Source organism: Acidisphaera rubrifaciens HS-AP3 (genome assembly GCF_000964365.1).
Classification (GTDB): Bacteria; Pseudomonadota; Alphaproteobacteria; order Acetobacterales; family Acetobacteraceae; genus Acidisphaera; species Acidisphaera rubrifaciens.
This window is the reverse complement of sequence record NZ_BANB01000119.1, coordinates 1-14,714: the sequence shown is the minus strand read 5'-3', so window position 1 is coordinate 14,714 and position 14,714 is coordinate 1. Positions and strand designations below refer to the sequence as shown.

Sequence of the window (14,714 nt, the reverse complement as noted above, 5' to 3'; positions counted from 1 at the left end):
CTGCTGTGCCTCGACGAGCCGGCGGCGGGGCTGAACGGGCGGGAATCGGCGGAGCTGGTGACGCTGCTGCGCACGGTGCGGGCGCGCGGCTGCACGCTGCTGCTGATCGAGCACGACATGCGCGTGGTGATGGGGCTGTCCGACCACATCGTGGTGTTGGATCACGGGCGGCGCATCGCCGACGGCACGCCGGAGGAGGTGCGGCGCGACCCGGCGGTGATCCGTGCCTATCTCGGCGAGGGCGACGAGGACGAGACGCCGGCCGCCGTCGCGGCGCGGGCGGGCTGAGCGTGGCGCTGCTGCGTCTGTCGGGCGTGCGGGCGGGCTATGGCGCGATCGAGGCGCTGCGCGGCATCGACCTGCATGTGGAGGCCGGCGAGATCGTGACCCTGATCGGCGCCAACGGGGCCGGCAAGACGACGCTGATGATGACGATCTGCGGCCGGCCGCAGGCGCGCGCGGGCCGCATCGAGCACGAGGGCACGGACATCACGGGGTGGCCCACGCATCGCATCATGCGCCGCGGCATCGCGCAATCGCCGGAGGGGCGGCGCATCTTCCCGCGCATGACGGTGCAGGAGAACCTGCTGATGGGCGCGGCGGCCGGCGCCGATCCGGCCGCCGGAATGGCGCGGGTGTTCGATCTGTTCCCCCGCCTCGCGGAGCGGCGGCGGCAGCGCGGCGGCACCCTGTCGGGCGGGGAGCAGCAGATGCTGGCGATCGGGCGCGCGCTGATGGCGGCGCCCCGGCTGCTGCTGCTCGACGAGCCGTCGCTCGGCCTGGCGCCGCTGATCGCGCGGCAGATCTTCGCCGCCATCCGCACGCTCAACCGCAAGGACGGGCTGACCGTGCTGCTGGTGGAACAGAATGCGTATCAGGCGCTGCGGCTCGCGCATCGGGGCTATGTTCTCGTCAACGGCCGCATCACCGCGGACGGCACCGGCGCCGAGCTGCTGGCGCGGTCGGACATACAGGCGGCGTATCTGGAGGGCGGGGCATGAGGCGCGGGGCTTGGATCGCTTTGGTCGCGGCGGGGGTTCTCGCGGCAGGGACACAGGCCCGGGCGCAGGTGACGATCGGCGTCGCCGGCCCGATGACCGGGCAATACGCCGCGTTCGGCCAGCAGCTGCGCGAGGGGGCGGAGCAGGCGGTGGCCGACCTCAACGCCCATGGCGGCGTGCTGGGACAGAAGATCGTGCTGCAGGTGGGCGACGACGCGTGCGACCCGCGGCAGGCAGTGTCCGTCGCCAATCAGTTCGCGAGCAACGGCGTGGTGTTCGTCGCCGGGCATTACTGCTCCGGCAGCTCGATCCCGGCGAGCAAGGTGTATGCGGACGAGGGCATCCTGGAGATCTCCCCCGGCTCGACCAATCCCGACTACACCGACAAGGGGAGCTGGAACACGTTCCGCGTCTGCGGCCGCGACGACCAGCAGGGACGCGTCGCCGGCGCGTGGCTCGCGGCGCATGAGCGGGGCGCGAAGATCGCCATCCTCGACGACAACACCGCCTATGGCAAAGGCCTCGCGGACGAGACGAAAAAGGCGCTCAACGCCGCCGGCGTGACCGAGGCGCTGCACGAATCCTACACGCCCGGCGAGCGCGACTATTCGGCGCTGGTGTCGCGGCTGAAGGCGGCCGGCATCACGGTGATCTATGTCGGCGGCTACCACACCGAGGCGGCGCTGATCATCCGTCAGGCGAAGGCGCAGGGGATGCACGCGACGCTGGTGGGCGGCGACGCGCTGGTGACCAGCGAGTTCTGGGAGATCGCGGGCCCGGCCGGCGCCGGCACGCTGATGACCTTCCCGCCCGACCCGCGCACCCGCCCCGAAGCCGCCGCCGTCGTCGCCGAGTTCCGGGCGAAGAAGATCGATCCCGAGGGATACGTCCTCTACACCTATGCCGCCGTGCAGGTCTGGGCCGAGGCGGCGGCGAAGGCCGGCGGCACCGACGCGCAGAAGGTCGCGGCGACCCTGAAGAAGGACGGCCCCTGGCCATCCGTGCTCGGCCCCATCAGCTTCGACGCAAAGGGCGACGTGACCGGCGGCGGGTACGTGTTCTACCGCTGGGAGGACGGCAAATACGCGCAGATGTAGCGGCGGGACGGGGCATAGGCGCGAGCTTAAGAGCCCGCCCCCTTTCCGGGAAGTCACCGCACTCTGCGTCCACATCTATTCCGTATGCTCGATAGGCCCACGAACGCTGCTTGATCAGCCCGCCCAGCCCTTGACGCTGTTTCCCCCAAAAACCATCCGCCGGACTGCCGGGGACGAGAGCGCGGCGGTGAAGCCCGGCGTGGGCGCGCTGGCCGCATCGAGGCGGCTCATCTGATCCGCATTCAGCGCTATCTCGGTCGCTTTCATGTTGTCCTCGAGCTGCGGCAGCCTGCTCGCGCCCACCAGCGTCGCCGTCACGCCGGGCTGCGCCATGACCCATGCCAGCGCAGCCTGCGCAAGCGTGCAGCCGAGCTCGTCGGCTACGGATTTCAGCGCGTCCAATATGTCCCAGTTGCGGTCTGCGAACTTGCTGTTGCCGAACGGGTTGGCGCCGCTCAGCCGGCCCGTTCCGCTGGTATCCTCGCGCCGATACTTGCCGCTGAGAAAGCCGCCCGCCAGCGGGCTCCACGGCACCACACCCATGCCCGCCTCGCGCGCGGCCGGGACGTGTTCGCTCTCGACGTCGCGCGCCACGAGCGAATACTCGACCTGTATCGCAATCGGCGCCGGAACGCGGCGCTCGGCGGCGATTGTGGCCGCCTTCGTCGCGAGCCAGGCGGGCATGTCCGAGAATGCGTAGTAGCGGATCTTGCCGGCCCGAACGAGGTCACCCAGCGTCTGCACAATCTCCTCGACCGGCGTCACGCCGTCCCAGATATGCATCCAGTAGAGATCCACGTAGTCCGTGCCGAGACGTCTCAGCGACGCCTCAAGCGCGCGATGGATGTTCTTGGCGCCCGCGCCGCCCGCATTCGGGTTGCCCCGGCCGCCCTGGGTCGCCGCGAGCGGGCTGGCCGAACCGTTGAATGCGAACTTGGTCGCCAGCACCACCTCGTCGCGCGCGCCCGTGTCGGTGATGAACCGTCCTACCAGCATCTCGCTGGCGCCCCCTCCATAGATGTCGGCCGTATCGATGAAGTTGCCGCCCGCCGCACGGTAGCTGTCGAACAGCTCCCGCGACGCCGCCTCGTCTGCGCCCCAGCCGTTTGCCCCGAAGGTCATGGTTCCAAGAGCCAGAGGGCTGACAACCAGGCCTGACCGGCCGAGCGTCCGGAAATCGACGAGCGACATGGGATGGTCTTGCCTTTCATAGTGAATGCTATGAAACCATATACTCCGATATCCTCGGCATCAACCACTTTCTTAGTGTTCGCTATGAAATACCGTTCCGAGACCCCGCCGCGCCGCACCGGCCGGCCCCTGTCATTCGATCGAGCGGCTGCGTTGCGCGCGGCGATGCTGACTTTTTGGCGCTACGGCTACGAAACCTGCTCGGTTGCCGACCTCACGGCCGCCATGGGCGTCAACGCTCCCAGCCTGTACGCTGCCTTCGGCGACAAGAAGCGGCTGTTTCTGGAGGCGATGCACCTCTACGCCGGCGACCCCGACGAACTGGCGCGTGCGATCAACGACGCGCCGACAGCCTGCGAAGCCGCCCGCACCTTCATGACGGCCGCGGCGACACGATACACAGGAGAGGCGACCCCGCGCGGATGCTTGTTGGCCAGCGCGACCGCTAGCGGATCGGCCGCATCCGCCGACGTGCAGGCTGCGGTTACCAAGGTCCGCAGCCGCATGAGGAGCCTGTTGCGGAAACGAATAGAGCGCGATGTTGCGAGCGGCGTGCTCCCCCCCGAGACCCAGGCCGAACAATTTGCAAACCTGACCGTGGCAGTCACGCAAGGAATGTCGGTGCTTGCGCGTGACGGCGCATCCAGGGATCAGCTGCTCTCAATCGCCGAGGCCGCCATGGACGCTTGGCCCTGCTTGCCGCCTCGCAAGCCCGTGTCGCGACGCACGCCTGCAAGGGCGAAACGACTCATGCCGCACTCCTAGGCGCCGGTCCGCTTTACCCCCCTTTCCGGTCGCTCCGTCACTGCCGGTGCGGGAATGAGAGCGCGAGCGGCGGCTGTTCGCGCCTGTAAGGCTACAGGTAGCCCGTCCCCATCTCCGCTTCGAAGCGCGTGGGCGTGCCTTCCCAGACGATGCGGGCGTGTTCGAGGACATAGACGCGGTCGGCGTGCGGCAGGGCGAAGGTGACGTTCTGTTCGCCGAGCAGCACGGTGATGTCCGTCGTCTGGCGCAGCAATTCCATCGCCTTGGACAGCTGTTCCAGGATCACCGGCGCGAGGCCGAGTGTCGGTTCATCCAGGATCAGCAGGCGCGGCTGCATCATCAGCGCCCGCGCGATCGCCAGCATCTGCTGCTCGCCGCCCGAGAGCGTACGCGACGCCTGCCGCGCGCGGGCCTTGAGGATCGGGAACAGCTCGTAGAGCCACGCGAGCTGGCGTTCGCGCACCGGGGCCGGCTGGTGCTGGCCGCCGAGTTCGAGGTTGTCCTGCACGCTCATGCCGCCGAACAGCTCGCGGCTTTCGGGGCATTGCACGATGCCGCCGCGCGCGATCTGCGCGGCGCTGCGCCCGCGCAGGCTCTCGCCCGCGAAGCGTATCTCCCCGGCATGGGGCACGAGGCCGCTGATCGCGTTGAACAGCGTCGTCTTGCCGGCGCCGTTGAGGCCGACGACGGAGACGAACTCGCCCTCGCGCACGTGCAGCGACACGTCCTCCAGCGCCTGCGCCTTGCCGTACAGCACGCTCGCGCCGGCGACGTCGAGCAGCGGCGGGCGGCCGGTGTCGGTGGGTTCGGGACGCGCGGCGAGTTCGATCTTGCCGCCGAGATAGACGCGGCGGACCGTCTCGTTGCGCATCACCTCCTCGGCGCTGCCCTCGGCCACGTATTCGCCGAGATACATGGCGAGCACGCGATCGACCAGCGCCGCGACGCTCTTGACGTTGTGATCGACCAGCAGCACCGCGTGTCCCTCCGCCCGGAAGCTCGCGATGAGCTCGGAGAAGGACGCGACCTCGCCCGCCGTCAGCCCGGCGAAGGGCTCGTCCACCAGCACGACCTTCGGGTTGCGCGCCACCGCCTTGGCCAGTTCGAGCCGGCGCAGGTCGGCGAAGGGCAGGGTGGAGGGACGGCGGTGCATCACGCCCTCCAGCCCGACGCGGGCGGCGATCTCGCGCGCGCGGGCGGCGACATGGCTGCCGGCGGCGAGGCGGAACAGGCTGTCGGGCAGCAGCGCCAGCGTGATGTTCTCCAGTACGGTCTGCCGGTGCAGCGGGCGGGAGTGCTGGAACACCAGCCCCACGCCCTGGCGCGCGATGCGGTGCGTGGGCCAGCCGGCGACGTCGACGCCGTCGATGCGCACCGATCCGGCGTTCGGCCGCTCGATGCCCATGATGAGCTTCATCACCGTCGATTTGCCCGACCCGTTCGGGCCGATCAGGCCGAGGATCTCGCCGGCGGCGATGGAGAAGCCGATATCCTTGACCGCGACGAGACCGCCGAAGCGCTTGGTCAGGCCGCTGACTTCGAGGAGCGCGCTCATCGTGCGCCTCCGCGCGAGGAGAGGATGCCGAGGAAGCCGCCGGGGAAGAACAGGATCACTGCCAGCGCGAAGGCCGAGACGACGAAGGTGGAGAGCTGCCCGAGCGGGCGCAGCAGCTCGCCCGCGACGATGAGGAAGATCGCGCCGATCGCCGCCCCCAGGATGGTGCGCCTGCCGCCGAGCACGGCGGCGATGATGACCTGCACGCCGACCGCGATGTCGACCACGGTGCCGACGCTCGCGGTACCGAGGTAGAAGACCAGCATCGCGCCCGCGAGGCCGGAGAACAGCGCCGAGATGCAGAACGCCGCGAGCTTGTGCTTGGTGACGTTGTAGCCGAGGGCGGAGGCCTCCACCGCGTCCTGTCCGCTCGCCTGCAGGATCAGCCCCACGGCGGAGCGCGACAGGCCGAACAGGATGGCGCCGCTGAGGCCCATGAAGGCGAGCGCGATCCAGTAGTTGGTGCTCTCGTCCGCGCTGAGCACGTCGGGCAGGTCAAGCCCGATCTCGCCGCCCGTGAAGCCCGCGTTGAGCACCAGCGCGTTTTGCAGCAGCAGCACCGCGACCAGGGTGATCAGGCCGAAATACGGCCCGCTGAGGCGCAGCGCCGGCACCGCGAGCGCCACGCCGCCGACCACCGCCGCCGCGGCGCCCGCCGCGACGCAGGCGGGGATCGGCCAGCCGGCGTAATGGTTGAGCAGCCCCGCCGCATAGGCGCCGAGGCCGGTGAGGAAGCTCGGCCCGAAATTGACCTCGCCCGCGAAGCCGAACAGCAGGTCCCAGGCCATCGCGAACACGCCGTAGTAATAGGCGAGCGTCATCAGGCCGAGCACGTAGCCGCCGACGCCAAACGGCAGCAGCGCCAGCCCCGCGAGGGCGACGAGGAAGCCGGTCCAGAGGGTGCGCCCGCTCATCGCCGCCCCAGCAGGCCCTGCGGCCGCACATAGACCACCGCCACCAGCAGCAGCAGCACCGGCACGGTGCGTATGGTCGGCGAGACGAGATAGGCAGTGCAGGTCTCCAGGTAGCCGACGACGAAGGCCGCGACCAGCGAGCCGCTGACGCTGCCGAGGCCGCCGAGCACGACGATGGAGAAGGCGCTCGCCGTCAACGTCCCGACATTGTCGGACGAGACGCCGAGGAAGGCGCCGAGCAGCACGCCCGCGATGCCGGTGAGCAGTCCGTAGATCGTCCACACCAGCAGATAGATGCGGTCCAGCTCGAAGCCGAGCAGCGTCAGCCCGCGCGGGTTGATCGCCGCGGCCAGCAGGGCCCGGCCGCGCCGCGTGCCGTTGACCAGCACCCACAGCAGCCCGATGGCGCCGAGTGAGACGACGGCGGTGAGCAGTTCGTTGGTGGGCGTGCGCACGCCCGCGATGTTGATCACGCCGGGGATCACCGGCGGCACCGTCTTGGGGTTGCTCGTGAAGAAATAGGCGATCGCCTCCTGGATCATGATGCCCCAGAGCAGCGTGCTGGTGAGCACGAAGATCTCCTTCTCCTCGTGCGGGATCAGGCGCGAGCGCTGGATCGGCCGGACGATCAGCCCGTAGGTGACATACGCGACCACCAGACCGACCACGACGCCGCCGAGCGCGCCGCCGACCGGACCCGCGCCATAGGTGCCCGCGAACACCCAGGCGGCGACGGCGGCGGCGACCATGATGGCGCCGTGCGACAGGTTCAGCACGCCGCAGACGCCGAAAATGAGGGTGAATCCGACGGCGCCCAGCGCATACAGGCTGCTGATCGCGAAGCCGTCGATGAGGATCTGCAGCGTCAGCATGCGCAGGTCGCGCGCACGCGGCGCCGCCCGCTTCCCCGGTGGGGAAGCGGGTCGGAACCCTGTCGCATCAGTTGGCGGAGGATTGCTTGGTCTTGACGAAGGCCGGGAAGCTCATCTTCCCCTCGGCCACGCCCTCGGGCCACACCGTGACCTGCTTGCCGTGGTCCCACTCGACCATCAGGCCGGTGATGTAGCCCTTGCCGATGGTCAGCGCGTGCGGGAACTCGCTGTCGCGGCCGCGGAAGACGACGCGGCCGATGGTGCCGACGTAATCGGTCTTTTCCAGCGCGTCGACGAGCTTGTCCGGGTCGGTGCCGCCGGCACGCTTCACCGCGTCGGCGATCATGTACACGTCGTCATAGGCGGTGTAGCCGGCATAGCCGGGATCGATGCCGTATTTCGCGACATAGGCCTTGGCGAAGGGGATCGTCTTCGGCGTCACCGGCGTGTCGGGGGCGGAGGCCATGTTGAAGACCACGCCCTGCGCCGCGCCGTTGGTGTCCTTCCAGAAGGTGCTGCTGGTCGCCTGGCTGGAGATGCCGAACATCGGGATCGGCACCTGCTGCTGCTGCCACTGCACCGTCGGCTGCACGCCGACATGGCTGAGGCCGGTGATGATGACGTCCGGCTTCTCACCCTCGATCTTGTTGTAGATCGGCGTGAAGTCGGTGGTGTCCGGCGACAGCCGGATGTGGTCAAGCACCTTCAGCCCGATCTTCGGCAGGCATTTCAGGTACTCGGCGTCGAGCGGGCCGGTCCAGGCCGCGTCCTCGCTCATCACCACGGCCGTCTGCATGTGCAGCTTGTCCACCAGCATGTCCTTGGCGGCGTCGCACACGATGTCGGCGATCGACGTGGAGGTCATGTAGCCGTGGAAAGTGTATTTGAGGTGGTCGTAGTCTTCCTTGATCCGCTTGGTGATGTTGTCGCTCGCCGCCCCCGGCGTGATCATCGGCGTGTGAAGCCGGCCCGACCAGGGTTCGAGCGCGAGCACCACCTCGCTCATGTAGCTGGCGATGACGGCGGCGACGTGATCCTCGTGCGCGGCGCGCTGGAACGCCCGCACCGCGTCCGAGGCCGAGGCGTGGTCGTCGTATTCGATGATCTGGATCATGCGGCCGTTGACGCCGCCGGCCTTGTTGATTTCCTCGGCCGCGAGTTTCGCGCCGTTGGGGATCGCGATGCCGCTGATGGCCGATTCCTCGGCGATGACGCCGATCTTCAGCGGATCGGCGGCACGTGCCGTCCCGCCCGTCATTCCCGCGACGCACAACGTCGCGACCGCCGCGCACGCGCCGGCACGGGTCCAGGCCGATGTCCTGCTGCCCATTCTTGTCCGCTCCTCGGTCTGCCGGTGCTCGATCTGCCGGCATCGGCTTTTTGATGCGGCGGTATTCCGCCTTCCTTTGAAACTTTGCGCAAGTGCCCGCGGCGATCGTGTGATCGCCCGCGTCATCACGGCGGCGCGACGCGGTGATAGTGGCGGCCGTAGTAGATCAGCCCCTCGTGCACCGCGCCGACACGGATCGCCTCCACCGTGCAGAAGAACACCGTGTGCGTCCCGACCTCCACGCGTTGCGCGATGCGGCAGTCGAACGATACGGCGGCGTCCAGCAGGACCGGCGCCCCGGTCGCCAACGTGTCCCAGTCGGCGTGGCCGAAGCGCGCCGCGTGGCTGTCGGCCTCGCCCAGGCCCGCGAACACCGGCGAGAGGTTCTGCTGCCCGTGGGTGAGGGTGTTGACGCAGACGACGCCGTTGGCGATCAGCGGGTCGTGGCTGTCGTTGCCGCGGTTGACGCAGACGAGCAGCGTCGGCGGGTCGTCGGTGACGCTGCACACGGCGGAGGCGGTGAAGCCGCAGCGCCCGCCCGGCCCGTCGGTGGTGATGACGTTCACCGCCGCGCCGAGCCGCGCCATCGCCTCGCGAAACGCCGTCCGCGTGACCGGCACGACCGTCTCCTGTTCCAAACCTGCGTCCCCCCGGCCGGTATCTAGGCGTCCCGACGCGGGACAGGCAACCCGCTTGGGAAAGCTCAGGGCACGGCGGACAGAGGCGGGGCGACCTCTTCCAGCGGGCGGCGCTCGGCCGGCACGCCGAGGAGGATTTCGGCCAGCGCCGCCAGGGCCATGAGTGCTGCCGCCGCGAGGTGTCCGTACAGCAGGCCGGACCGCTGTCCGCCCTCGATCAGGGTGCCGAACACGGCCGGGCCGGAGATGCCGCCCACGCCGGTGCCGAGGGCGTAGAAGACCGCGATCGCCACCGCCCGCACCTCCAGCGGAAAGCTTTCGCCCACCGTCAGATAGGCGGCGGAGGCGGCGGCGCTGGCGACGAAGAAGGTCACGGTCCAGGCCGCCATCAACGTCACCGCCGTCAGCATCCCGGCCGCGAAGGCGGCGCCGGTCGCGGCCAGCAGCACGGCCGACAGGGCATAGGTGCCGGCGATCATCGGCTTGCGCCCGACGCTGTCGAACAGCCGGCCGAGCAGCACCGGGCCGGCGAAATTGCCGAGCGCGAAGGGCACCAGATACAGGCCCGCCCGGGCGCCGGGGACGTGATAGTACCGCGTCAGCACCAGCGCATAGGTGAACAGCACGGCGTTGTAGCAGAACGCCTGCGCCCCCATCAGCGCGGTGCCGAGGACGGTGCGGCGGCGATAGGTGGAGAACAGCGTCCGCAGGCTCGGGCCGAACCAGGCGGTGATGTCGGTGCGCAGCCGCAGCTTTGTCCCCTCCGGCGGCGGCAGGGGCTGGCCGGTCGCCGCCTCCACCCGCCGCTCGATCCCCGCGACCACGGCGGCGGCGCCGTCCGGGTCGCCATGCGTCATCATCCAGCGCGGGCTTTCCGGGACGAAGCGGCGGAGGAACAGCACGCCGAGGCCGATCACACCGCCGATCACGAACACCGCCCGCCACGCATAGGCCGGCGGCAGCCACGCCTGCACCGCGTCCGCACCGAGCCCGCCCGCCGCGGCGCCGAGCCAGAAGCTGCCGTTGATGACCAGATCGGTGAAGCCGCGCCGCCGGGCCGGGATCAGTTCCTGGATGGTGGCGTTGACCGCGGCGTATTCGCCGCCGATGCCGGCGCCGGTGACGATCCGGCAGAGGATGAACGCCCACAGCGACCACGCGAGGCCGGAGGTGACGGTGCCGGCGAGGTAGATCAGCAGGGTCACGGTGAACAGCCGCTTGCGGCCCAGCCGGTCGGTCAGCCAGCCGAACCCCAGCGCGCCCGCCACGGCGCCCGCGAGATAGGCGCTCGCGGTCCAGCCGAACTCGCCGCCCGAAAGGTTCAGCCCGTGCGGGCCGGAGATCGCCGGCGACAGCGAGCCGACGAGCGTGACCTCCAGCCCGTCGAGGATCCAGGTGATGCCGAGCGCCACCACGACGAGGGTGTGAAACCGGCTCCAGGGCAGGCGGTCGAGCCGCGCCGGCACGTCGGTGGTGGCCACGTCGCTCGGCGCCGGTCGATCCATCCGCGTGCCAACGGACGGCGCGGCGGCCGGTTGCAGCCGCCTACCAGAGAACGCCGCCGACGGGGGTAACCGGCTTCGGCACCGCCGTCTCGCCCAGCATCTGGCGGAGGTCGATCTCGATGGTGCGGGTGATGGCGGTCATCGGCACGTCGTGGACGGTGTTGTCGAGCGGGGTTTCGAGATCGACGCCGATGCGGTCGAGGGCGAAGAACACGGCGCTGATCAGCGTCGAGCCGAGCGGCGTCAGCATCTCCAGCCCCGCGACGAGGCCGAGCGGCAGCAGCACGCCATAGGCGGTGATGACGAAGCGGGGGAAGTGATCGAAATGGCGCGGCAGCGGCGTGTTGCGTATGCGCTCCAGCCCGCCCTGGGCGTTGGACAGATCGCTGAGGGTGCGGTCGAACGTGCCGAGGCGGATCATCCGGCTGTCGCCGTCCTCGTCGTTCTGCACCGACAGCAGCCGCGCCTGTTCGGCCAGCAGCTGCGTCGCGAGATTGGCGCTGCCGCGCAGCCGGGCGGCGGTCGCCTCCGGCAGCAGCGGCGCGACCTCCGGCCAGGGGTCGAGGCGGCGCAGCCCGCAGCGCAGGGCGATCACATAGGCGATCTGGAGATAGGCGATCTGCCGCCGCACCTCGGGGTCGGGCACCATCGCCAGGGTCGCGCGCACGAGGCTGCGCGAGGCGTTGACCACCGCGCCCCAGAGCGTGCGCGCCTCCCACCAACGGGCGTAGGCGACGTTGTTGCGCAGCGCGAGGAACACGCCGATCGCGGTGCCGAGCAGCGGCACCGGCAGCCCGTCGATCGCGAGCCAGCGCACGTTGAGATAGGTGTAGGCGACGGCGACGACGATGTCATAGGCGAACAGCGCCACCAGCAGCGGGCCGGTCGTGCGCAGCAGGCGCCGCCAGTCAAGCTCCAGTCCGACGATCATGGAGGCGGGACGCCGTCAGGAGAGGCGGCCGAGCGCCTCGTCCACCGACACCAGCCGACCCTCGTCCTCGTCGAGGACGGAAATGCGGCCCTGGCCGATGTCATAGACCCAGCCGTGCATGGCGATGGTGCCGTCCGCCATGCGGGCGGCAACGGCGGGATGGGTGCGCAGATTCCCGAGCTGCGTCCGCACGTTCTGTTCCACCAGCGCCTGCACCGCCTCGGGGCCCGCGAGGTCCGGCTGCGTCGCGGCGACCACGCTGCGCGCGGCGGCGGCATTACGCAGCCACGACGTGACGGTCGGCATCGATTCCGTGGCCGCCGGACCCGCGAGCAGCCCCTTCATCGCGCCGCAGTCCGAATGACCGCAGATGACGATCTCCGACACGCGCAGCGCCATGCAGGCATATTCCACGATCGCGGACACGCCGCCGAGCATCTCCCCATACGGCGGGACGATGTTGCCGATGTTGCGCGCGACGAACAGCTCGCCCGGCCCGGTCTGGGTGATCATCTCCGGCACGATGCGGCTGTCGGCGCAGGCGATGAACAGCGTGTGCGGGCTCTGGCCGCCGGCCAGTTCGCCGAACGTGTCGCGTTCACCGGGGAACACCTGCTGCTGGAAGCGCTGCACCCCCATCAGGAGGCGGCGGATCGGGCTTTCGGCTGTGTCGCTCATGGACATGCTTATAGCACACCCTAGCGGCGCAGTTCCATCTGGATTGGGCCTTCGCGGCGGCCGTGGGTGAACTGATCGACCTCGGCATTGCCGCTGTCCATCAGCGACGCGGCCGGACCGTCCCAGACGATCCGCCCGTGGCTGAGCATCGCCGCCCGGTCGCCGATGCGCCGCGCGCTCGCCATGTCGTGGGTGATGGCGACGGCGGTGCTGCCGAGGCGCTTGACGCAATCGACGATCAGACCGTCGATCACCGCCCCCATGATCGGATCGAGCCCGGTCGTCGGTTCGTCGAAGAACAGGATTTCCGGCCGGGCGGCGATCGCGCGGGCGAGGGCGACGCGCTTCTGCATGCCGCCCGACAGCTCGGCCGGCGACAGGTCGCCCACGCTCGCGGCAAGGCCGACCATGCCGAGGAACTCCGCCGCCTGCGCCCGGGCCTGCGTGCGCGTCACGCGCCGCTGCGCCAGCGGGCCGAAGGCGACGTTCTCCCAGACCGGCAGGCTGTCGAACAGCGCGCCGTTCTGGAACAGCATGCCGATCTTCGCGCGCACCGCCTCCGCCTCGGCGCGGGGCAGGCGCAGCACGTCGCGCCCGTCGATCTCGATCACCCCGTCGTCGGGCACGATGAGGCCGAGGATGCATTTCAGCAGCACCGACTTGCCCGTGCCCGAGCCGCCGATGACGACGAGCGAGGTGCCGGCCGGCACGTCGAGATCGACGCCGTCGAGCACCCGCTTCGCCCCGAACGCCTTGCGCAGGCCGCGCACCCGTATCTTCGGGACGTCGCCGCTCATCGCGAGAAGAACAGCTCGGTCAGCACGTAGTCGAAGGCGAGGATGAGGATCGACGCGCTGACCACCGCCGCCGTCGTCGCAGCACCCACGCCCTGCGCCCCGCCGCGGCTGTTGTAGCCGCGGAAGCAGCCCATCAGCGCGATCAGGAAGCCGAACACGGCGGCCTTGGCGAGGCCGGAGACCACGTCCTGCGTCTGCACGAAGTCCATCGTGTGGGCGAGGTATTCCGACGCGTTGAAGCCGAGCTTCAGCGTGCCGATGATGTAGCCGCCGAGCACGCCGAGGATGTCGGCCACCACCACCAGCAGCGGCAGCGCCACCGTCGCCGCCAGCAGGCGCGGGGCGACGAGGTATTTCATCGGGTTGGTGGAGAGGGTGGTGAGCGCGTCGATCTGATCGGTCACGCGCATCGTGCCGAGTTCCGCCGCCATCGCCGCGCCGACCCGGCCGGCGACCATCAGCCCGGCCAGCACCGGGCCGAGTTCGCGGGTGACCGACAGCACCACGACGCTGGCGACCGCGCCCTCGGCCGAGAAGCGGGCGAAGCCGGTATAGGATTGCAGCGCCAGCACCATGCCGGTGAACAGCGCCGTGAGTGCCACCACCGGCAGGCTGAAATAGCCGATGTCGAGCAGCGCGCGCAGGAACATCCGCCCGTAGAAGGGCGGCCGCACCAGGTGCGACAGGCCCGAGAGGGCGAACAGCGCCAGCGCGCCGGTCGCGCGGCAGGCGCCGATCACCGCCCGGCCGACGGCGGCGAGGCTGTCGAGCACGGGGGTCACGCGGGGCGGTAGATGCGCTCGTAGCGCCGGCCGAGCGAGGTCAGCACCTCGTAACCGGTCGTGCCGGCCGCCGCCGCCGCGTCGTCGGGCGTGCAGTGCGGGCCGAGCAGCTCCAGACGGCTCCCGGGCACCACGCCGGGCGCGTCGGTCACGTCATAGGTCGTCAGATCCATGGAGACACGCCCTACCAGCGGAACCGGCTCGCCGTCAAAGAACGCCCGGCCCCGCCCGGAGTGGCTGCGCAGCCAGCCATCGGCATAGCCGACGCTGACGGTCGCGATCCGCCGGCGGCCGGTCGCGCGGTATATGCCGTTGTAGCCGACCGTCTCCCCCGCCATGACCTCGCGCACCTGGAGTACCGGCGCGGTCAGGCGCACCACGCCGCGCATCGGGTTCGGCTGCCCGGGCGTGGGGTTGACGCCGTACAGGGCGGCGCCGGGCCGCGCGAGGTCCGAGCGCGCCGCCGGGCCGAGGAAGATGCCGGACGAGTTGGCGATGCTGCGCGGCGCGGGCGGGAGCCGGGCGCAGGCGGCGGCGAAGCGGGCAAGCTGGGCGGCGTTGACCGGATCGTCCGGCGTCTCGGCCGAGATCAGGTGCGTCATCACCGCCCGCAGCGTCACGGGGGCGAGGCGCGCGGGGTCGGCGGCGAGGGCGTCCA

General features: G+C 70.2%; 16 protein-coding genes. 4 read left to right on the top strand and 12 right to left on the bottom strand.

Features of this window, described 5'->3' with window-relative positions; genetic code table 11:
* From B8460_RS04620 to B8460_RS04610, 3 genes are all read left to right on the top strand, one after another.
* Positions 1-288 (top strand): ABC transporter ATP-binding protein C-terminal domain-containing protein (locus B8460_RS04620; protein ID WP_456303901.1); only part of this gene is annotated, 288 nt, incomplete at its 5' end.
* Between the two features lie 2 nt (positions 289-290).
* Positions 291-1,001, top strand: coding sequence for an ABC transporter ATP-binding protein (locus B8460_RS04615; protein ID WP_456303900.1), 711 nt, complete (start codon positions 291-293; stop codon positions 999-1,001).
* Positions 998-2,098 (top strand): branched-chain amino acid ABC transporter substrate-binding protein, encoded by a 1,101-nt coding sequence (locus B8460_RS04610; protein ID WP_048860403.1) that lies wholly within the window; start codon positions 998-1,000, stop codon positions 2,096-2,098. Before B8460_RS04615 ends, B8460_RS04610 begins: the two co-directional genes overlap by 4 nt.
* A gap of 114 nt (positions 2,099-2,212) precedes the next feature.
* Here B8460_RS04610 and B8460_RS04605 read toward each other — a convergent pair whose 3' ends face one another.
* Positions 2,213-3,289, bottom strand: a complete 1,077-nt coding sequence (locus B8460_RS04605) for an aldo/keto reductase (protein ID WP_048860402.1) — start codon at positions 3,287-3,289, stop codon at positions 2,213-2,215.
* A 153-nt stretch (positions 3,290-3,442) separates the two neighbouring features.
* Between B8460_RS04605 and B8460_RS04600 the strand changes: the two genes are divergently transcribed.
* Complete coding sequence (locus B8460_RS04600) at positions 3,443-4,054, top strand: TetR/AcrR family transcriptional regulator (protein WP_199445545.1); 612 nt, start codon at positions 3,443-3,445, stop codon at positions 4,052-4,054.
* Positions 4,055-4,145: 91 nt separating this feature from the next.
* Here B8460_RS04600 and B8460_RS04595 read toward each other — a convergent pair whose 3' ends face one another.
* The 11 genes from B8460_RS04595 to B8460_RS04545 all read right to left on the bottom strand — a co-directional run.
* Positions 4,146-5,609, bottom strand: a complete 1,464-nt coding sequence (locus tag B8460_RS04595) for an ATP-binding cassette domain-containing protein (protein ID WP_048860400.1) — start codon at positions 5,607-5,609, stop codon at positions 4,146-4,148.
* Positions 5,606-6,523, bottom strand: coding sequence for a branched-chain amino acid ABC transporter permease (locus B8460_RS04590; RefSeq protein ID WP_048860399.1), 918 nt, complete (start codon positions 6,521-6,523; stop codon positions 5,606-5,608). The genes B8460_RS04595 and B8460_RS04590 overlap by 4 nt, the downstream gene beginning before the upstream one ends.
* Positions 6,520-7,395, bottom strand: coding sequence for a branched-chain amino acid ABC transporter permease (locus B8460_RS04585; RefSeq protein WP_048860398.1), 876 nt, complete (start codon positions 7,393-7,395; stop codon positions 6,520-6,522). Before B8460_RS04585 ends, B8460_RS04590 begins: the two co-directional genes overlap by 4 nt.
* A 67-nt stretch (positions 7,396-7,462) precedes the next feature.
* Entirely contained in the window at positions 7,463-8,725 is a 1,263-nt protein-coding gene (locus tag B8460_RS04580) for an ABC transporter substrate-binding protein (protein WP_199445544.1), read from the bottom strand.
* Positions 8,726-8,850: 125 nt separating this feature from the next.
* Positions 8,851-9,312 carry a flavin reductase gene (locus B8460_RS04575; RefSeq protein ID WP_084623234.1) on the bottom strand — a complete coding sequence of 154 codons (462 nt, stop codon included), beginning with the start codon at positions 9,310-9,312 and terminating at the stop codon, positions 8,851-8,853.
* Positions 9,313-9,428: 116 nt separating this feature from the next.
* Complete coding sequence (locus B8460_RS04570; RefSeq protein ID WP_307188621.1) at positions 9,429-10,844, bottom strand: MFS transporter; 1,416 nt, start codon at positions 10,842-10,844, stop codon at positions 9,429-9,431.
* 64 nt (positions 10,845-10,908) lie between these two features.
* Positions 10,909-11,799: a bestrophin family protein gene (locus B8460_RS04565; protein ID WP_048860395.1), complete on the bottom strand. Its 891-nt coding sequence runs from the start codon at positions 11,797-11,799 to the stop codon at positions 10,909-10,911.
* A gap of 15 nt (positions 11,800-11,814) precedes the next feature.
* Complete coding sequence (locus B8460_RS04560) at positions 11,815-12,483, bottom strand: carbonic anhydrase (RefSeq protein WP_199445543.1); 669 nt, start codon at positions 12,481-12,483, stop codon at positions 11,815-11,817.
* 14 nt (positions 12,484-12,497) lie between these two features.
* Positions 12,498-13,274 carry an ABC transporter ATP-binding protein gene (locus B8460_RS04555; RefSeq protein ID WP_048860393.1) on the bottom strand — a complete coding sequence of 259 codons (777 nt, stop codon included), beginning with the start codon at positions 13,272-13,274 and terminating at the stop codon, positions 12,498-12,500.
* Positions 13,271-14,056 (bottom strand): MlaE family ABC transporter permease, encoded by a 786-nt coding sequence (locus B8460_RS04550; RefSeq protein ID WP_048860392.1) that lies wholly within the window; start codon positions 14,054-14,056, stop codon positions 13,271-13,273. Before B8460_RS04550 ends, B8460_RS04555 begins: the two co-directional genes overlap by 4 nt.
* On the bottom strand, positions 14,053-14,714 hold a 662-nt coding region (locus tag B8460_RS04545; RefSeq protein ID WP_048860391.1), incomplete at its 5' end, for an alanine racemase. The genes B8460_RS04545 and B8460_RS04550, both read right to left, overlap by 4 nt.